Source organism: Haloarcula sp. HT12, assembly GCF_055271655.1.
The window spans coordinates 228177-246698 of sequence record NZ_JBUXKW010000001.1 but is presented as its reverse complement, the minus strand read 5'-3'; the positions used below and the strand labels follow the sequence as shown (position 1 = coordinate 246698).

Annotated in this window: 19 protein-coding genes; 10 read left to right on the top strand and 9 right to left on the bottom strand. The window is 65.7% G+C overall.

Annotated elements, in window-relative coordinates:
* Window positions 1-15: 15 nt before the first annotated feature.
* Window positions 16-1596 (bottom strand): bifunctional phosphoribosylaminoimidazolecarboxamide formyltransferase/IMP cyclohydrolase, encoded by a 1581-nt coding sequence (gene purH / locus ACY9XZ_RS01320; RefSeq protein ID WP_463455293.1) that lies wholly within the window; start codon window positions 1594-1596, stop codon window positions 16-18.
* A 147-nt stretch (window positions 1597-1743) separates the two neighbouring features.
* On the opposite strand from purH, the gene ACY9XZ_RS01315 reads away from it, so the two are divergent.
* The 5 genes from ACY9XZ_RS01315 to ACY9XZ_RS01295 all read left to right on the top strand — a co-directional run bounded on the left by ACY9XZ_RS01315 (window position 1744) and on the right by ACY9XZ_RS01295 (window position 7303).
* Window positions 1744-2298 carry a hypothetical protein gene (locus tag ACY9XZ_RS01315; RefSeq protein ID WP_463455292.1) on the top strand — a complete coding sequence of 185 codons (555 nt, stop codon included), beginning with the start codon at window positions 1744-1746 and terminating at the stop codon, window positions 2296-2298.
* A gap of 250 nt (window positions 2299-2548) precedes the next feature.
* A complete protein-coding gene (locus tag ACY9XZ_RS01310; RefSeq protein WP_463455291.1) occupies window positions 2549-3616 on the top strand; it encodes a zinc-dependent alcohol dehydrogenase family protein in 1068 nt (355 codons plus the stop codon).
* A 167-nt stretch (window positions 3617-3783) separates the two neighbouring features.
* Entirely contained in the window at window positions 3784-5166 is a 1383-nt protein-coding gene (purB, locus tag ACY9XZ_RS01305; protein ID WP_463455290.1) for an adenylosuccinate lyase, read from the top strand.
* A 93-nt stretch (window positions 5167-5259) separates the two neighbouring features.
* Window positions 5260-6567 carry an MFS transporter gene (locus ACY9XZ_RS01300; protein ID WP_463455289.1) on the top strand — a complete coding sequence of 436 codons (1308 nt, stop codon included), beginning with the start codon at window positions 5260-5262 and terminating at the stop codon, window positions 6565-6567.
* 91 nt (window positions 6568-6658) lie between these two features.
* On the top strand, window positions 6659-7303 hold the full coding sequence (locus ACY9XZ_RS01295; protein WP_463455288.1) for a phosphoribosyltransferase: 645 nt from the start codon (window positions 6659-6661) through the stop codon (window positions 7301-7303).
* 25 nt (window positions 7304-7328) lie between these two features.
* Here the strand turns inward: ACY9XZ_RS01295 and ACY9XZ_RS01290 are convergent, their stop codons facing one another.
* The 6 genes from ACY9XZ_RS01290 to dapA form a co-directional block, all read right to left on the bottom strand.
* Entirely contained in the window at window positions 7329-8456 is a 1128-nt protein-coding gene (locus tag ACY9XZ_RS01290) for a M20 family metallopeptidase (RefSeq protein ID WP_463455287.1), read from the bottom strand.
* Window positions 8456-9691, bottom strand: coding sequence for a diaminopimelate decarboxylase (gene lysA, locus ACY9XZ_RS01285; RefSeq protein ID WP_463455286.1), 1236 nt, complete (start codon window positions 9689-9691; stop codon window positions 8456-8458). The genes ACY9XZ_RS01290 and lysA overlap by 1 nt, the downstream gene beginning before the upstream one ends.
* Window positions 9692-9751: 60 nt before the next feature.
* Window positions 9752-10279, bottom strand: coding sequence for a hypothetical protein (locus tag ACY9XZ_RS01280; RefSeq protein ID WP_463455285.1), 528 nt, complete (start codon window positions 10277-10279; stop codon window positions 9752-9754).
* A gap of 264 nt (window positions 10280-10543) precedes the next feature.
* Window positions 10544-11374 (bottom strand): 2,3,4,5-tetrahydropyridine-2,6-dicarboxylate N-succinyltransferase, encoded by an 831-nt coding sequence (locus tag ACY9XZ_RS01275; protein ID WP_463455284.1) that lies wholly within the window; start codon window positions 11372-11374, stop codon window positions 10544-10546.
* A gap of 416 nt (window positions 11375-11790) precedes the next feature.
* Window positions 11791-12540, bottom strand: coding sequence for a 4-hydroxy-tetrahydrodipicolinate reductase (gene dapB / locus ACY9XZ_RS01270; RefSeq protein ID WP_463455283.1), 750 nt, complete (start codon window positions 12538-12540; stop codon window positions 11791-11793).
* Complete coding sequence (dapA, locus tag ACY9XZ_RS01265) at window positions 12537-13457, bottom strand: 4-hydroxy-tetrahydrodipicolinate synthase (protein ID WP_463455282.1); 921 nt, start codon at window positions 13455-13457, stop codon at window positions 12537-12539. Before dapA ends, dapB begins: the two co-directional genes overlap by 4 nt.
* A gap of 325 nt (window positions 13458-13782) precedes the next feature.
* Between dapA and ACY9XZ_RS01260 the strand changes: the two genes are divergently transcribed.
* Window positions 13783-14280, top strand: coding sequence for a LabA-like NYN domain-containing protein (locus ACY9XZ_RS01260; protein WP_424329745.1), 498 nt, complete (start codon window positions 13783-13785; stop codon window positions 14278-14280).
* A 138-nt stretch (window positions 14281-14418) separates the two neighbouring features.
* Here ACY9XZ_RS01260 and ACY9XZ_RS01255 read toward each other — a convergent pair whose 3' ends face one another.
* The gene (locus ACY9XZ_RS01255; RefSeq protein ID WP_463455281.1) at window positions 14419-14601 is read right to left on the bottom strand and encodes a hypothetical protein; all 183 of its coding nucleotides are present in this window, start codon (window positions 14599-14601) and stop codon (window positions 14419-14421) included.
* A gap of 586 nt (window positions 14602-15187) precedes the next feature.
* Here ACY9XZ_RS01255 and ACY9XZ_RS01250 point away from each other — a divergent pair.
* Both ACY9XZ_RS01250 and ACY9XZ_RS01245 read left to right on the top strand, forming a co-directional pair.
* Window positions 15188-15655, top strand: coding sequence for a PUA domain-containing protein (locus tag ACY9XZ_RS01250; protein ID WP_463455280.1), 468 nt, complete (start codon window positions 15188-15190; stop codon window positions 15653-15655).
* 112 nt (window positions 15656-15767) lie between these two features.
* Window positions 15768-16247, top strand: coding sequence for a hypothetical protein (locus ACY9XZ_RS01245; RefSeq protein WP_463455279.1), 480 nt, complete (start codon window positions 15768-15770; stop codon window positions 16245-16247).
* On the opposite strand, the gene ACY9XZ_RS01240 is transcribed toward ACY9XZ_RS01245, so the two are convergent.
* On the bottom strand, window positions 16248-17198 hold the full coding sequence (locus ACY9XZ_RS01240) for an AEC family transporter (protein ID WP_463455278.1): 951 nt from the start codon (window positions 17196-17198) through the stop codon (window positions 16248-16250).
* A 146-nt stretch (window positions 17199-17344) separates the two neighbouring features.
* Here ACY9XZ_RS01240 and ACY9XZ_RS01235 point away from each other — a divergent pair, with 146 nt between their 5' ends.
* The gene (locus ACY9XZ_RS01235) at window positions 17345-17740 is read left to right on the top strand and encodes a nascent polypeptide-associated complex protein (RefSeq protein WP_463455277.1); all 396 of its coding nucleotides are present in this window, start codon (window positions 17345-17347) and stop codon (window positions 17738-17740) included.
* Window position 17741: 1 nt separating this feature from the next.
* Window positions 17742-18464: a methyltransferase domain-containing protein gene (locus ACY9XZ_RS01230; protein ID WP_004962944.1), complete on the top strand. Its 723-nt coding sequence runs from the start codon at window positions 17742-17744 to the stop codon at window positions 18462-18464.
* Window positions 18465-18522: the final 58 nt, after the last annotated feature.

Below are 18522 nucleotides of genomic sequence, written 5' to 3'. Positions count from 1 at the left end.
GGTCAGCCGCTATCCTCAGTCGTGTCTGAAGGACCGCTGCCCGGTGAACACCATCGCCATGTCGTGTTCGTCCGCGGCCTCGATGACGCTCTCGTCGTTCTTGGAACCGCCGGGCTGGATGACGGCTTCGATACCGGCGTCGGCGGCCTCCTCGATACCGTCCGGGAACGGGAAGAAGGCATCCGAGGCCATCACGGCACCCTCGGCGTCCTTGCCCTCGGCGTGTTCGTCGGCTTTCATCGCGGCCAGCCGGACGGCGTCGACGCGGGACACCTGCCCCATGCCGATGCCGACTGTCTCCGTCCCTTTGGCGAAGAGGATGCCGTTGGACTTGACGTGTTTGAGCGTGTGCCAGGCGAACAGCATCGACTCGATCTGCTCGTCGGTGGGTTCGCGCTCGGTGACGACCTCCAGATCGTCGGCCGAGAGGTGCTGGGTGTCCCGTTCCTGGACCAGCCGCCCCCCGACGAGGGGCTTCTCGGTCAGGCTGTCGGTGACCTCGAAGTTCTCGTTCACATCGAGCACGCGGAGATTGTCCTTTTCGAAGAGCACGTCGAGCGCGGCGTCGGTGTAGCCGGGCGCGACGACGACTTCCTTGAAGGAGTCGATGATCTGTTCGGCGGTGGCGGCGTCACACTCGCGATTCAAGGCGACGATGCCGCCGAAGGCGCTCATGGGGTCCGTCGACAGCGCCTTCCCGTACGCGTCGGCCACGGAGTCGGCGGTCGCACAGCCAGCGGGGTTGGTGTGTTTGATGACGGCGGCGGCGGGCTCCTCGAACTCCTTGATGAGGTTCAGGGCGCCGTCGGCGTCGTTGTAGTTGTTGTACGACAGCGCCTTCGCGCCCTCGTTCAGCTGATCGGCGTGGACGACGCTGGCCTCGGAGACGGTCGTGTCGGCGTACAGCGCGGCGTCCTGGTGAGGGTTTTCCCCGTACCGCAGACTGGCGGCGAGGTCGTCCGAGACGACCCGCCGAGCGGGGAAGTCGCCGCCGTCGTCGCCCTCGACCGAGACGGTGCCCGCGTCCCAGTCCACCGTGACGCGGTCCTCCGCGAACCACTCGACGACGCGGGGGTAGGCGGTGAACTCACCCTCGTAGAGCACGCGCTCCTTGAGGCTGTCCTCGTCGTCGCCCTCGAAGACGGGGATGGGTTCCTGCGTGACGATGGGGCCGCCGTCGACGCTCTCGTCGACGACGTGGACGGTACAGCCGGTGACCTTCACGCCGGCGTCCAGCACCTGCTCGTGGGCGTTCTTGCCGGCGAAGCTCGGCAGTAGACTCGGGTGGACGTTCAGCGTCGTCGGCGCGTCGTCGAGGAACGTCTCGCTGAGGACGCGCATGTAGCCGTCAAGCGTGACGAGGTCGAAGTCGTACTCCGAGAGCGCATCCAGCACCCGCGCTTCGTGGGACTGGCGCGACTCTTCGGCGTCGCGCTCGACGACCTCGGTCGGGATGCCGCGCTCGGCGGCCGCTTCGAGCACCGGCGCGTCGGCGTGGTTGGTCAGGACGACGGCGAAGGACGCACCGCCCGGGGCGCGGTCCGCGATGTTCATGAGGTTTCGGCCGCGGTTGCTGGCCATACCGGCGAGTTTCATGTGGGACCGACGGACCGGCCCGTGCAAAGTTGTTGCGAAACCCCCGTCCACCCTGTCGCGTGGGACCGGGCCACACCGAGCGGCCGTCGCCTGTGCAGTCGTACGCAGGTCCGGTGTACATTTGTAGCCCGCCGCCAACTCGCCCGTATGGCGAAGCTACGGTGTCAGCGCGCAGGTGCGGTCGCCGCCGTCGGTGGTGTCGTCTGGATCGGCTGGGCCGTGGCGCTGTCCACGACCGGCCGGACTGCAACGAGCGCGCCCATTCTGGTCGGCATCGTCGTCTCCGCACTCGGTATCGTGGCCGGCCACTACGCCGTCGAGGGCTTCTACGGCGCACGGATGAAACGGCCCGGGACGATAGGCGCGTGGGTTGGCGCAGTCGGCGGCGTCGTCTTTGCCGCTGGGCAACTGCTCCGCCTCCTCGACGGCGGTGGCGAGGCAGTCATCGGAATCGGCGTGCTCGTGCTGGTCAGCGGATCGATGCTGGTCGCGGTCGGCCTCGTCAGGACCCGCATCCAGCCACCCTGGCTGGGTGTGTTGCTGGGACTCGGGACCATTGTGTTCCTCGGGTTCGAGATTCAGCCGGCGACGGCGACCGTTTATGGCCTTGCATGGGTCAAACTCGGACAGGACCTCTACCGCTTCGATCCCCCGGACGGCCGCTTCGGCGACGCTGCGGGCGACTACGGTTGGCTGAACTGACCGGTTCCCCCGAAGGCTCGTTTCTCGTCTATGTCTCCCAGTTATTTCGGTCAGATACGGCTCCATCTGTTATGTGTGATATAGTTTACTAGTTTCGGAGTTCGGTAGGGGTTTAACAACGCAATCTGATATATCATGCTGAGATCTAGAATCCCTCTATACTGTGGATAAATGGAGTTTCAAACCCTCACTGTAGTATAACTTAGAAATCATAATATTCATTAGTGCGATATTCTATATGTTTCCTGTAATGCAAGCAGTACTACTGGAGGAGTTTCAGGAACCGCTGACAGTACAGGATGTTGACCGTCCGGAGCCGGAGCCGGACGGGGCCGTCGCCGAGGTCATCGGCTGCGGTATCTGTCGGTCCGACTGGCACTGCTGGCAGGGGGACTGGGACTGGTTCGGCTACCGGCCTGATCCGCCACACGTCCTCGGGCACGAGCCGACAGGCCGGATCGTCTCCGTCGGCGAGGACGTCGAAAACGTCGAGGAAGGACAGGAGGTCGCCATCCCGTTCAACTTCGCCTGTGGGAGCTGTGACCTCTGTCGGAACGGGCGCGAGAACATCTGTGAGAACCACATCGGGCTCGGGTTCATGAATCAGGCCCCCGGCGCGTTCGCCGAGGAGGTCCACATTCCCAACGCCGACCTCAACGCCGTCCCGCTCCCGGATGATATCGACGCCGAGTCGGCCGCCGGGATGGGCTGTCGGTTCATGACATCGTTCCACGCGATGGCCCACCGCGCACCGGTCAGTGCCGGCGACGACGTGGTCATCCACGGCTGCGGTGGCATCGGACTCTCGGCGGTCCACATCGCGAACGCCCTCGGCGGCAACGTCATCGGGGTCGACCTGATGGACGAGAAACTCGACCGGGCTGAAGACCTCGGCGCTGTCGCGACTGTCAACGCACAGGAGGTCGACGACCCCGCAAAGGAGGTCAGGGACATCACCGACGGGGGTGCCGACGTGTCCGCGGACGCGCTCGGTATCGCAACGACCTGCCAGAACGCGGTGAACTCGCTACGCAAGGGCGGGACGCACGTCCAGATCGGGCTGACCACCAGCGAGGAGGAGGGAATGGTGTCGCTCCCGACAGACGAGTTCGTCGCCAAGGAGATCGATTTCAAGGGATCGCTCGGCCTCCAGCCGTCGCGGTACAGCGAGATGCTGGACATGGTGGAATCGAGCAAACTCGACCCGACGGCGCTGGTCGAGGACACGGTCGACATCCATCAGGTGCCCGACGAACTGGCCGCGATGAGCGACTACAACACGGTCGGTATCCCGGTCTGCAACGAGTTCAGCAACTAACGCCACAACCGCCCTTTCGATTCGCCTTCCCGCTCCCGACCCTCTCCCGTCGGCGCGCCCACGCGTCGCTGTCGCATCGTGTCGCCGTCGCACCTCGTGGCTGCCCCACCGCGTCGCGGTTGGGGGAGAACGACACGCTTTTTCGCGCCTCCCGCGCACAGTCGGGTATGACCGAGAGAGGGCCACTGGCCGCCGTTTCACCGCTCGACGGCCGATACGCCCGCTACACCGAACCGCTCGTCCCGTACGCCAGCGAGCGGGCGCTGATGCGCGCCCGTGTCGAAGTCGAAGTCGAGTACCTCATTGCGCTCGCTGATCTCGACGCCACGCCGCTGACAATCGACGACGGCCAGCGCGCTACGCTCCGGGCGCTGTACGAGACGTTCGACGACGAGGACGCGAGCGTCGTCAAGCAACTCGAAACCGAAGGGTACGGCGAGTACGCGGCGACCAATCACGACGTGAAGGCCATCGAGTACTTCATCCGGCTGGGCATGCCCGAGGACTTAGACGCCGCCAACTGGATCCACTTCGGGCTGACCAGCGAGGACGTGAACAACCTCGCCCAGCGGCTGCTCGTCAAGCCTGCTGCTGAGGAGGTGCTGGTGCCCGAGCTCCGCGAGATACGGGACACGCTCGTGGAGATGGCCCACACCTACGCCGACGTGCCGATGCTCGCCCGCACGCACGGCCAGCCCGCGACCCCGACGACCTTCGGCAAGGAGATGGCCGTCTATGCCTCCCGGCTGGGCCAGGCCATCACGCGGGTCGAGCGCGCCGCCGACGACCTCTCCGGCAAACTCGCCGGCGCGTCGGGAACCTACGCGGCCCACGTCGCCGCCTACCCCGACGTGGACTGGCCGGCCGTCGCCGAGTCCTTCGTCGGCGACCTCGGTTTGGACCACGAACCGCTGACGACGCAGGTCAACCCCTGTGACGACCTCGCGGTCCTGTTCGACGCACTGCGTGGCGCGAACAACATCTTGCTCGACCTCGACCTGGACGTGTGGCTGTACGTCTCCGACCGCTACCTCGGCCAGGAGGCCGTCGAGGGCGAGACGGGCTCGTCGACGATGCCCCACAAGGTCAACCCCATCGACTTCGAGAACAGCGAGGGGAACCTCTCGAAGGCCAACTCCGACCTCGTGTTCCTCGGCGACTACGTCACGAACTCCCGGCTCCAGCGGGACCTCTCGGACTCGACGGTCAAGCGCAACATCGGGGCCGCCTTCGCCCACTGTCTCATCGGCTACAGCAAATGCCAGAACGGACTGGCGAAGGTCGTCCCCAACGAGCAGGTAATGGCCGACGACCTCGCCGCGACGCCGGAAATCATAGGCGAGGCCGTCCAGACGATTCTCCGCCGTGAGGGGTACGCCGACGCCTACGAGCAGGTGAAGAAGGCGACGCGGGGCCGCGATGTCACCATCGAAGATTTCCACGACATGTTCGCCGACCTCGACGTGAGCGACGCGGTACGGGCCGAACTGGAAGCGCTGACGCCGACCGATTACACCGGTATTGCCGAGCAGCAGGCCGACGGCATCTGAGGGTCGCTGCCCCGACGACGCTGTTTCGGGGTCGGAACGCGCCGCCGCGGCGAACGCAACTATGAGGGGCGTGGCCGCCTTCGTCGGTGGTAGATGGTCCTCGGCACTGACACGCGAGTCCTGACGCTCGCGTTCGCCCGGATGGCGGACGCGCTGGGCAACTCGTTTCTCATAATCGTCCTCCCCCTGTACATCGCCAGCGGGCAGGTGTCCCTCGCCGGCATCGCCGGCGAACAGATACTCGGCTTCACGCTCCAGACGGAGACGCTCATCGGCCTCGTGCTCTCCCTGTTCGGCCTCCTCAATAGCTTCGGCCAGCCCTTCACCGGGCGGCTCTCGGACCGGACCGGCAAGCGCCGGATATTCGTCCTCGCGGGACTGGTGCTCTTTGCTATCGGGAGCGCGGCCTATCCGTTCCTCTCTTCGTACTGGACGGTACTGGCCGCGCGGGCGTTCCAGGGACTCGGTGCGGCCTTTACGATTCCGGCGACGGTCGCGCTGGTCAACGACTACGCGGCGAGCGACGCCGAACGCGGCGGGAACTTCGGCGTGTTCAACACCTTCCGGCTCATCGGCTTCGGCTTCGGACCGATTGTCGCCGGCATCGTCATCACCGGCGGACTCGCCGCGAACGACGTAGTGACCTACCGCGTCGCCGGCACCGCGATTTCCGGCTTCACCGCCGCCTTCGCCATCGCCGTGCTGGGCGCTGTTGTGAGCTTTGCCCTGGTGTGGGCCCTGATTCAGGACCCGCCGTTCGAGGCCGAGGCGGGCAAGGACCTCTCGATAGCGATTCTGGACCGGGAGGGAAAGGGGTTGGATTCGGTGTTCGTGCTCGGCGTCGGCACGTTCATGATGGCGACGACTATCGCGCTGTTTGCCACGCTCGAAGGCCCAATCCGGATGCGACTGAACGAGTCAACCCTGTTTTTCAGCGTCCAGTTCGCCGCCGTCGTCATCGCGAACGTCGTCTTTCAGGTCCCCATCGGTCGAGCGAGCGACCGGTTCGGCCGGCGGCCGTTCATCGTCGCCGGGTTCGTCGTCCTCGTCCCGTCGGTGTTCGCACAGGGTGTCGTGACAGGCCCGTGGCTCATGCTACTCGCGCGGTTCGTACAGGGAATCGCCGTCGCGCTCGTGTTCGCCCCGTCGCTCGCACTCGCCGGTGACCTCGCTGGCGCGCGCGGGTCCGGGACGACGCTGTCTGTCCTGACGATGGCGTTCGGCCTCGGCGTCGCTATCGGGCCGCTGGCGTCCGGACTGCTGTACAATCTCGGATCGTTCAGCACGCCTTTCACTGCCGGTGCCGCGCTCGCGTTCGTCGGACTCGTACTGACTTACACCCAGGTCGAGGAGACGCTAGACCTCGGGCAGGAGCCGGACCAGCCGGTACCGCAGGACTGAACACGCGAGCGAGGGCAGCCGCTCGTTCGACGATCAGCCACGGACACCACCAATCGGAACGATTAGGATGCGCGATTCCGTATTGTGGTACATGTTCACAGACCGCTCGGATGCGGCGCAACAGCTTGTGGCCGCGCTGCGCCAGCGGGATGTCGTCGGCGATGTCGTCGTGGCGCTCGCACCGAACGGCGTCCCCGTCGGCAACGTGGTCGCCGAGGCGACCGGGCTCCCGATGGATGTCATTGTCATACAGCGTATACAGGCGCCAAACCACCCGGAACTGACTATCGGGGCCGTCGCGCCGGGCGGCTTTTCGTGGATCAACAGCCCGATGATGCGGTTTCTCGACGTAAACTGGGAGTACGTCCAGGAGGCCAAGACGCACGCGAGCGACACCGTCGAGACCAGAGCGGTCGACTACGGCGAGACGTGGGGGCCGCTTGACGTGGCCGGCAAGCGGGTCCTGCTTGTCGACGATGGGATTCCGACGGGTGCGGCGATGCGCGTCGCCACCCAGCGCCTGCGAAAGGCGGGCGCTGACGAGATTATCGCCGCCGCTCCAGTGGCACCGCCGGACGTGCTTGAGGAGGTACAGCGGTGGGCCGACGACGTCGTCGTCCCCCTGAAACCGGCGGCGTTCCAGGCCACCGCCGACTACTACGAGGAGTTCGACCGCGTGACCGATGAGGACGCGACGACGGCACTTTCCGATCTCGTTACGCGACGGTCAGCGTAAACCCGTCTGTCGTCGAGGTCGCCGCTTAGACCAGCCGCTCGACCGTCTCCCGCACGGCTCGCGCGGCCGTCCGAACCGCCGAGAGGTGGACGTACTCACGCTTCGAATGCGCGACAGCACCCACCTCGTCGCTCAGGTCGCCAGGACCGAACACCACCGTTGGGCCGTGCTGGGCGAAGTACGAGGCCTCTGTCGCGGCCCCGAACTGCCGGACGCCGCCGCCGCTGGCTTCCTGCAGCGTGCGGACCAGTTCGGCGTCGGGGTCGGTCGCGAACGCCTCGGGGAACGGCGTGTCTGGACGGATGAGTTCTACGGTGAGGTCCATCGAGTCCGGGAGCCACTGTTCGAGGTGCGTCTGTAGGTTGGCACAGAAGGACTCGCTCGTCTCCGGCGGGACGCTCCGCCGGTCGAAGGTGATGATGCATTCGGCCGGAACCTGATTGGTCGCCTCGCCACCCTCCACCATCGACGGGGTGAGAATGGGGTAGCCAAGTGTCTCGTGTTCACCAGGACCTTTCTTCTCGTCGTAACTCTCCATCGCCTGCAGAATCGGCGCGGCGGCCCGAATCGCGTTGTGGCCACTGCCGGGGTCAGCCGCGTGGGCGCTCTCGCCGTGGATCGTGACGGTCCCCTCGAACTGGCCGCGGGCGGCGGTACACACGTCGAGGCCGGTCGGCTCGCCGACGATGTAGCCGTCGGCGTCGATAGTCTCGGCGAGGTGTGCACCGCCGGTCTGTGTCGTCTCCTCGTCGGTGGAGATCGCCAGCGTGACCCGGCCGTCGTCGGGTGTCACGGTGAGAAACGCGTCCAGGAGGGCCGCGAGCGGCCCCTTCGCGTCGCAGGCCCCGCGGCCACAGACGATGTCGCCCTCGCCTTCGTCACCGGAGCCATCGACAGTCTCATCGGGCCCCGGCGGTTCCGTCCGCCGCTCGTAGGGAAGACCCGGCGGCACAGTATCGATATGCGTGTTGAGCAGGATATGCGTCCCGTCGGTGTCTCCCCGGGAGACGACGATGTTCCCGAGATCGTCGATTTCCGGGTACTCGCCGGCATCTTCGAGCGTGTCGACCAGCAGCGAGCGCATCTCGTCGACGCTCTCATGAGAGGGCGTCTCGACGGCCTGCCGGTGGAACGAGGGGATGTCGAACGCCATTACTGTTCCATGCGGGTCACGTCCGCTAGCGTCTCGCGTTCCCGGACGACTCTCGTCTCGCCGCCCTCGAAGGCAATCTCTGCGGGGCGGGGCTGCGAGTGGAACTGATTGGCCAGTTCGTAACCGTACGCGCCGGCGTTGCCGATGGCGAGCAGGTCAGTTCGCTCGGGTCGGGCGATTGGGCGGTCGGTGCAGAACACGTCGGCGCTCGTACAGCAGGGGCCACCGACCGACGCCGGTTCGCTATCCCGGTCCGGTGCGGTGACGTTCCGGATCGGGTGGTAGGAGCCGAACATCGCCGGGCGGATGAGCGTCGCCAGCGAGGCGTCGACGCCGACGACCGTCGCCGCCGGCGTTTCCTTGACCGTGTTGACCTCACTCAGAATCAGCTCCGCGTCGGCGACGACGTAGCGGCCGGGTTCGAGTTTGACTTGCGCGTCGAGGTCCCCGACGGCATCGCGGACCTTCTCGCCGACGATCTCCATGTCCAGCGGCTCGGTCGTCTCGCGGTACGGGACGCCGAAGCCGCCGCCGAAGTCGACAAAGTCCAGGTCCGCGCCGTCGGCGATGACTTCCCGGCCCATATCCGCAACCTTTGCGATGGCCCGGCAGTGGTCATCTAAGTCGTCGTGGAGGACGCCGCTGCCGGCGTGGGCGTGGAGGCCGACCAACTCGAAGCGCTCGCGGACGTCGGCTGCGACTTCGGGCACCTCGTCGTAGGGGATGCCGAACTTGGCGTCCTTTCCGGTGGCGACTTTCTCGTGGTGGCCCGTTCCGATACCGGGGTTGATGCGGATGGCGACCCGGCCGTCGTAGCCCCGCTCTTCGAGGCGGTCGAAGGTGTCCCGCGCGCCCGCCGTAATCGTCAGGCCGGGATTCTCGGCGGCCAGTTCGACGGCGTAATCGAGGTCGCGATCCGGCGGATTGACGGCCGTGTACTGGAGCGTGTTGGGGTCCGCGCCGGCGTCGATGGCCCGCTGGAGTTCCCCCCAGGCCGCACACTCGATGTCGGCTCCCGTCTCCAGCAGTTTCGAGAGGACGGCCTGGCCGGTGTGGGCCTTCGCGGCGTACATGACGTGGGCGTCGGGAAACGCCGCAGCGAACCGCTCGTAGTTCTCGGCGACGCGGTCGAGGTCGACGACGTACAGCGGCGTGCCGTAGTCGGCGGCCACCGCCTCTAGGCGCTCGTGGTCCCAGTCCGCGAGACGGCGGACCGGCGGCGAGTCGTGGCTCATTGGGGAAACAACGGTGATGGCGGCTAACAAGGGTTCCGCTTCAGGACACGCACCGCAGGATTAACCCCCGGTTGCGACTGTCTCCGCCACGAGTCGCTCCTGAGACAGCGCGTAGACCACTCCCAGGATCAGGCCGTACACCAGATGTGCGACGCCGACGGAGACGATGACGAGGAAGCTTCCCAGCATCCCCGGCAGCGGCACTAGCGGTTCGGGGAACGACTGGACGCCGAGTACGTTCATCGAGATGGGCAACAGGAGGCCGGTCGAAACGAGCCCGATAGCGGCCGCGTACACGACCCCCGCGGCGATGCTCTCTGGCGTCGAGGCCGTCTGTTCCCGCAGAATCGGCCGCGAGACGATGACCGCGAAGAGGAGTCCGGCGAGGACGCTGTTCACCAGGTGGACGACCCATCCGCCGACGACCGTCGGCCACCCGTACAGCGCTCCAATGAACGGCATGAGGTTCGCGCCCCCGTGGAAGGTGATTCCCATACCGATACCGGCGACCAGTCCGCTCGCCGCCCCGGCGACCCATCTGAACTGTATCAGGTTCGCAACGCGAGAGCTAGCGTGTTGCTGGCGCATACGAATATACTTGTTCCATGGTACCAAATAACAGCCGATAGTGCAGCGCCGGTAACGTGGCCTTACACGTTCGCTGGCGTCAGTTACCCGTGAGGATCAGGTTTTGGCTCTTCCCGCTACGGTCGTGCCTCTCGCTGCTCACGGTTCGCTTCGCTCCCCGCTCGCGTATCGAGGTTCTTCGCTTCGCTCCCCGCTCGCGTATCGAGGTTCTTCGCTTCGCTCACCGCTCGCGTATCGAGGTTCTTCGCTTCGCTCAGAACCTCGCTACTCCCGAAGCGCGTCTTCTCTCTCCGTCGCCTCTAGCGTCTCCTCCTCGACGTCAGTGGCCACCACAGCGGGTTTGTACGCCCCGCCCGGAATCAGATCGTTCTCGCCGACAGAGGAGTCGACGAAGCGCTGGAACGCGCGCCGCTCCGGCGGCAGTTCGCCGTACAGCACTTCGTCCTCGACGAGATCGTAGACTGGAATCCGCGGCGTCAGGAGCGTGTTCTCGCCCACGATCGATCCCTCGCCGACGACGAAGCCGCTGGTGACGCGACAGCCTGCGCCCAGCGACACCTCGTCCTCGACGATGACCGGGGCGTTCTCGACCGGTTCGAGGACGCCGCCGATGAGCGTGTTCGCGCCGAGTTTGACGTTCTCGCCGATCTGGGCGCAGGAGCCGACGGTGTCACAGGAGTCCACTAGTGTTCCGTCGCCGACGTACGCCCCGATGTTGACGAAGGAGGGCGACATCATGATGCAGTCCTCGCCGAGATACGCGCCGCGGCGGATGGTCGTCCCGTCCGGCGTGTTGCGCGTCCCGCGCTCGCCGAGGTCCGCCGTCTCCCGCAGCGGAAGCACGTCGTGGTAGTCGACGCCGCCGTACTCGCGGGCGACGGTCTCGCGCAGGCCGAAGTTCAGCAGAATACCCTGCTTCACCCAGGCGTTTGCCTTCCACTCGCCGCCGGATTTCTCCGCAGCGCGGACGTCGCCGGCTTCCAGCGCCGTGAGGAACTCCTCGAGCACGGCGAGATGGTCGTCGGTCGCTTCGGCGGCTGTCAGCCCGTCCTGTTTCCGTTGCCAGAGGTCGTCGATGTCAGCTTCGAGGCTCATACCACCCGGTTGCGACGCCGGGGGCTTACCTACCGGGGTTTCGGAATAGCTGTGCTATCACACCACACCCACGAAAACCGTCCTCTCAGTCGGACCCGCGTCCGGGAATGTAACCGCATTCCTGGCACATGCTGATCCGTGGTGCCGCCGCTTCGAACTCACTGGAACATCGCGGGCAGTCGGTCGCTGGCAGTTGTACGCGTTGGTTCGTAGCCATACAGGATACTCAGCAATTCCAACATATAAGGCTAACCGTAATATCGAGGGAAGTGTTCGAGTGTGTATTATCATATATTCATATTCTCGAATTGTGAATATCGATATGCGTCGCGGCTAGTCGAACGGGTAAAACACCAGTCAATTGCTGCGGGGTAGTACCGCCGGAAAACCGTCCCGTGTTGCCCTGGTGCTCTCGCTCAGGCGTCGATAACGTCGTCGAACTCGTACCAGCCGGCGTCGCGGCCGACGAGCCACGCCGCCGCATCGAGCGCGCCGGCGGCGAACACGCCGCGGTCCTCGGCGCGGTGGGAGAGCGACAGCACCTCGTCGTTGCCGGCCAGAACGAGTTCGTGCTCCCCGCGAATATCGCCAGCCCTGCGGGCGAACACGCCGATCTCGTCGTCTTCCCGCGGGGCGTGCCCCTCCCGGCCGTACACCGGCTCCACATCGCGTTCCGCTTGGATTACATCGAGGATGCTGTTGGCCGTCCCCGACGGCGCGTCGACCTTGCGGTTGTGATGTGTCTCCATGAGTTCGAGGTCGTAGTCGTCGAGCGTGGCGACCGCCTCGCTGACGAGTCGCTGGAGGACCTGAATCCCCTGCGAGAAGTTGGTAGCCTTCAGCAGCGGAATCTCCTCGCTGGCGTCGTTCAGGCGGGCCATCCCCTCCTCGTCGAAGCCGGTGGTTCCGACGACCATCGGGACGCCCGCTTCGACGCAGGCCTCGGCGACGGTCAGTGCGCCGTCGGGGACGGCGAAGTCGACCACGACATCAACGTCGTACTCCCGGAGCGCCTCGGCGGCCTCGGCTGGGTGGACGGCCGGGACGCCGTCGACGGTGCCCGTCTCGCTGGTCGCGAAGCCGACGACGACCTCGCTATCGGTGGCGGCCTCGATGACGGCCCCGCCCATCTGGCCGGTGACGCCGTTGACCGCCACCCGCGTCATCGCTCGGCCTCCGCGTACTCGTCTTCCAGGTCTTCGGTTTCGAGCACGGCCAGCACGTCACGTAGGTGGTCGAGGTGCTCGTCGGACAGGCGGGTCAGCGGTGAACGGAGATGTGCCGGGCCGTAGCCTCTGATTCGCATTGCCTCCTTGACCGGGATGGGGTTCGTCTCGAGGAAGAGCGCGCGGAACAGCGGGCCGAGTTCGTGGTGAATCTGGCGGGCGCGCTCGAAGTCGCCCGACAGCCCCGCACCGATCATCGCGCAGGTGCGCTCCGGTTCGATGTTGGCTGCGACGGAGATACACCCGGTCCCGCCGACCGACAGCATCGGTACCGTCATACCGTCGTCGCCGGACAGCACCGCGAAGTCCTCGTCCCGGGTGCGTTCGATGATCTCGGAAATCTGTCCCATGTCACCGCTGGCGGCCTTGTAGGCCCGGATGTTCGGATGCTCGGCGAGTTCGACCGCGGTATCCGGTTCGATGTTCTGGCCCGTCCGCGACGGGACGTTGTACACGATCTGTGGCAGATCGATGGCGTCGGCCAAGGTCGTGTAGTGGTCGATGAACCCCTGCTGTTCGGGCTTGTTGTAGTACGGTGAGATGAGCAACAGGGCGTCAGCCCCGGCCTCGGCGGAGCGCCGGGAGAGCTCCAGCGCTTCCTTGGTGTTGTTCGACCCCGAGCCGGCGATGACCGGCACGTCGTCGACGGCGTCGATGACCGCCTCGACGACCTCGATGTGTTCGTCGTGGGAGAGCGTCGCGGATTCACCGGTCGAACCGACAGGGACGAGCCCGTCGACGCCGGCTGCTTCGAGCCGCTGGGCGTCCTCTCGGAGTGTTTCGAAGTCGATACTGCCGTCCTGGTGGAACGGCGTGCACATCGCTGGGAACACGCCGCGGAAGTCGATAGCTGTCATTGCTGAGTCTGTGGTGTCGCTTTGGGTTAGGTTGTCCGGTCTGTCGATACGCGAAAAGGCGGCCCGGGACGGGGTCGCTACGCCCGCAACGAGCCATCAGAAAGACTGCTTGCGTTTCGGTTTCGAGACGACGCGCTGGCTACCGGTCAGCGGTCCCGACGGAGTCGCGGCGCGTCGTCGCATATCTACTGGATCAACCGTGAGGGACTTATCGCTTGCGCTCTCGTCCCGAGCGCTTCCGTGTCGGTGGTCGGGGTCTTGACTGACGCCCCGGCCGTTCCCCAAACCCCGAAAACCTATCCCAGTCCGGGAGAAAAATCCGGGTATGACTGTCTCACACCCGGGACAACGCGTGGCCGTACTGGCCGACGCGCAAAACCTCTATCACACTGCCCGGAGTCTCTACTCGCGGAACATCGACTACGACGCGCTACTGGAAGAAGCCGTCGCTGACCGCGAGCTGACCCGCGCTATCGCCTACGTCATCCGAGCGGATTCGCCCGAAGAAGAGACCTTCTTCGAGGCGCTGGTCGACATCGGCTTCGAGACGCGAATCAAGGACATCAAAACGTTCCAGGACGGGTCGAAGAAGGCCGACTGGGACGTCGGGATGAGCCTCGACGCCGTCTCGCTGGCGAATCACGTCGACACGGTGGTGCTCTGTACCGGCGACGGGGATTTCGCTCGCGTCTGTCGGTACCTCCGCCACGAGGGCTGTCGCGTCGAAGCGATGGGCTTCGAGGAGTCGTCCTCCGAAGACCTCAAAGCGGCCGTCGACGGGTTCATCGATATGAGCGACGACTCCGACCGGTTCCTGCTGTAACGGACCCAGTACGCAGGCGGTGGTTCCTGTGCCCACCTGCTGGTCTACCCACGGTCTCGGAATCGTTGTCTTCGGTTCGGCGGACTCACGTCTCCCTGCGTTCTGGTTGCCGTCGAAACAAAAGGACTCTCTCGGCGGTCAGACCGGGCGACCGTCTTCCGACGTTCCAACGAGGAGGGCTCCAGCAGCCAGCCCCAGCGCAGCCAGCGCTCCGGCAGCGGCCGGGATACCGATGTCGATTGCCCCTGAACCGAGAATGAGTACGGTGCTGATTGCCAGCAGAACCGCGCCCAGAATCACCTTTCGCGTGTCTGTAGCCATATCACCCCTCACTTGGAAGTCATCCGGTATAAATTTCCCCAAAATCGACGGAGGAAAGTATGGGACAAGGCAGCAATGCTCATAATCTTCTCTGAGAGACGCTGCCGCTCTAGCCGCCAGACCGGCACTACGGGGCCACCTGTCTAACTGAAGCAGCACATACATCCTCTTGTAGTGCCCTCCACCAGTTGGGTCACACAGACGGCGTGTTGTCGCGTGCAGGATTGTCGGTACACCTCGTGGCTGCCCGTCACCGGGCAGGCGCGAGACGGCGACCCACCGCAGTTCCAGGCATCGTGGTCGGCTCGCTGACCGCGGATTGGATACAGAGGCACACGCCCCGTCTACTCGGGCCGGGGCGACGGCGGAGCACCAGTGGCATTCCGGTTCGAGGCTCCGTAACCCATCGGGCCGGACCGTTGATTCGGACCGGACTGGGGGAGTGGCACTCGACATCGCCACACACACTTTCGTCCGACCGTGGTTCGGGCAGCCCGGTCGGGCACACTTTTCATTTCAAACTGCGGCGGACCGTGCCACGGACAGAACCGAAAGGCGGTTTATCGCCCGGCATCGAACACCGGCAATGAGCGACGACGAGTTCCGCGGGCTCCGGCGTGCGGCCGACTACCAGTTCGGCGGTGGCGGCGGGACGGCGCTGTTCACAGGCCCCGATACCCTCGACGTAACACACACCAGTTCCGGCCGCCCGCGGCAGGTCCACACCAGTGACGGCCGCGTCGCCACGTACGGCGACGACGGCCGCTTCCGGCTCGGCCTCGCCGGCGGAAGTCGGCTCCTCGATGCCTTCGACGCCCCGCGACACCGCGTGGTCGTCGGCGACGAGAGCGAGCCGTTTATCCGCGAGGGCCGCAACGCCTTCGCGAAGTTCGTTCAATCGGCCGACAGCGCCCTCCGCCCGGGCGACGAGGCCCTCGTCGTCCACGAGGACGGCTATCTGCTCGCCGTCGGCCGCGCGGAACTGCCCGGCAGCGGCATGGACGACTTCGAGACGGGAATGGCCGTGAAGGTCCGGCAGGGCGCCGAGGACTGAGTCGGACCGGTGTCGCGATGGATCGTGTGTGCCGACCTCGTGATCGGCACGGAAACGCCCCACGACACCCTGATGACAGAAAGCACTTGTCGCTCCCTCCGAGACGAGCGATATGCGCCGCCGCACGTTCCTCGCCGCGCTCGCCCTCTCCCCGACGGCCGGCTGTGTTGCCCCCGGTGATGGCCCGTCGACGAACGACTCGACCCCAGCGACGGCCACGACGCCACGGGAATCGACGCCAGCAGCAACCAGTCCACCGCGTGATACGCCGACACCGACAGTAACGCCCCCTCCCGACGATCCGATCCTGTTTATCGTCGGCAACGACACGGACCGTGAGCGGACTGTCACGCTCACTGTTACGAGAAACGAAACGACGGTTCTGGACGAGACGGAGACGCTGGCTGCCGGCGCGTCGGTCGAGTATGATCCGGGGATCGGTGTAATCGGCATATACACGATTTCCGTGGCGGTAGACGGTGGGCCGACCCGAACCATCGACCGGAACATCGGCCGGTTCGATGTCAGAAACGGCTCGAATCACTTCGTCGACATCACTACTGACGAGATTAGAATCTACTGGGAAGAGTAGTCACAGCACCAGTCCGGCCTGCAGCAGCCAGACCAACACTGTGACTGTCACCGCGCTGACGACGGTCGTCAGGAACACCGTCGCGCTGACGAATTCGCCCGGCGAGTGGTCGCCGGTCCCGCGACTGAACGCGCCGACGAGGATGAGCGTCGTCACGCCGGTCGGCGTCGCAAGCAGCAGGACGACCACCCGCGCGACCGTCTGGTTCTGGAAGCCGACCGCGAGCACCGCGGCGAACCCGAGCACTGGAGCCAACAGGAGCTTCATCGCGCTGGCGACCCCGACCGACTGGAAGTCGCTGTCCCCGTCGACGTTCGATAGCTGGATGCCGAGAATGAGCAGCATTACCGGAATCGAGGCGTTGCCAAGCAGTTCCAGCGTCTGCATCACCGTCGACTCTGTGGGCGGTACCGCACCGAGCCAGCGAAGGCCGAGCGCGACGACGACGGCGTAGACGAGCGGGACGCCGAACACGCGGCGCATATCGGCGAGCGGGCTCCCCCCGCTGCCCCGGGCGGCGATGTAGATGCCGACGGTGTAGAGCAGCACGCCCTGCAGCGCGGTCACGAGGACGGCCGTACTGCGCCCGGTCGCTCCGAAGGCAAAATCGGCCAGCGGAATGCCGTAGTTCCCAGTGTTGGGGAAGATAGAGACGAGGACGAACGCACCGAGAAGTGGTTCCGAGTGCCCCGTGAGGCGGCCGACGCCTTCCGCGAGGACGAGCATCGCCGCAGTGAACAGCGCGACGGCGAGGACGACGCTCAGAATCGTGTCGCCGGCCAGCGTCGACGTGGTCAGGCTGTGAAGCACCAGCGCGGGCGCGAGGACGTACACCGTGATGGTGTTGAGCGCGTCGGCGTCGGTGCCTTTCACCCGCCCGAGCGCGAAGCCGGCCGCGGCGACGACGACGACCGGGAGGATGGCCGTGGCGAAGATGGACAGCAGTGACACGGTGGGGATGGACAGCCGAGCCTTAGAACCGTTACGAAGCCGCGGGAGCGTGCCGGTTTCGACCGGTCGACAGACCAGTACCGCGCCGATCCTCGGCCCGAGTCCGGGTCGCTACGCTTTTCTGCCCTGCCCCGCCAGTCCTACGTATGTTTGGCGGAGGCGGCGGGATGAACCCGCGCAAGATGAAGCAGATGATGGAACAGATGGGCATCGACATGGAGGACATCGATGCGCAGGAAGTAATTATCCGCACCCCGGACGAAGAACTCGTCTTCGACGACGCGGAGGTCCAGCTGATGGAAGCCCAGGGCCAGAAGACGTACCAGGTCGTCGGTGAACCCGAGAGCCGCGAACTCGGCTCCGGCGAGGGCTCGACTGCGGCGGCTGATGACGACGCCGACGAGGGCGACAGCGGCTCCGGCGTCGACGAGGACGACGTCGAACTCGTCGCCATGCGGGCCGGCGTCGACGAGGACACCGCGCGAGAGGCGCTGGAAGCCAACGACGGCGACCTCGCGGACGCGGTCGACGAACTGGAGTAACGTGGCGTACCTCTTCGTCCACGAGGACCGCGAGTACCTGCTGGACCCCGGCGAGCGCTTCGAGTCCGACCTCGGCATTCTGGAAGTGCCTGAGGACGTGGAACCGGGCGATGTCGTCGAGACGCATCTGGGCACCGGCTTCACCGTCCGTCGACTGCGCGGTCCGGACCTGTTCACCCACCTCGAACGCACCGGCGCGCCGATGATGCCACGGGACGTGGGCCTGGTCGTCGGCAAGACCGGCGTGGCAGCGGCGGACCGCGTACTCGATGCCGGCACTGGGACGGGCATCCTCAGCGCGTACATGGGCCGCATCGGCGCTGACGTGGTGACCTACGAGCAGGACCCGGAGTTCGCCGAGGTCGCGCGACAGAACATGGAGATCGCCGGCGTCGCGGACACCGTCGAGGTCCGGACCGGCGACATCACCGACGACCTCGACGACCTCTCCGGCTTTGACGTACTGACTCTCGATACCGAGGACGCCCCCACAGTTGTCGAACGAACGCCCACGCTGCTGGACCGCGGCGGGTCGCTAGCGGTGTACTCCCCGTTCGTGGAGAACACGCGCGAGGTCGTGGCGACGGCCACTGAGGTCGGCCTCGACGGCGTCGAGACGCTTGACACCATCCAGCGGGAGATGGACTTCGACGACCGCGGCTCCCGCCCCTCGACCGGTGGCGTCGGACATACCGGCTACCTGACGTTCGCGCGGCGGCCCTGACGGCCGCCATCAGTCTGCTAAACCCCGCTTGTTGGGGTCGACTTTAAACATGTAGTAG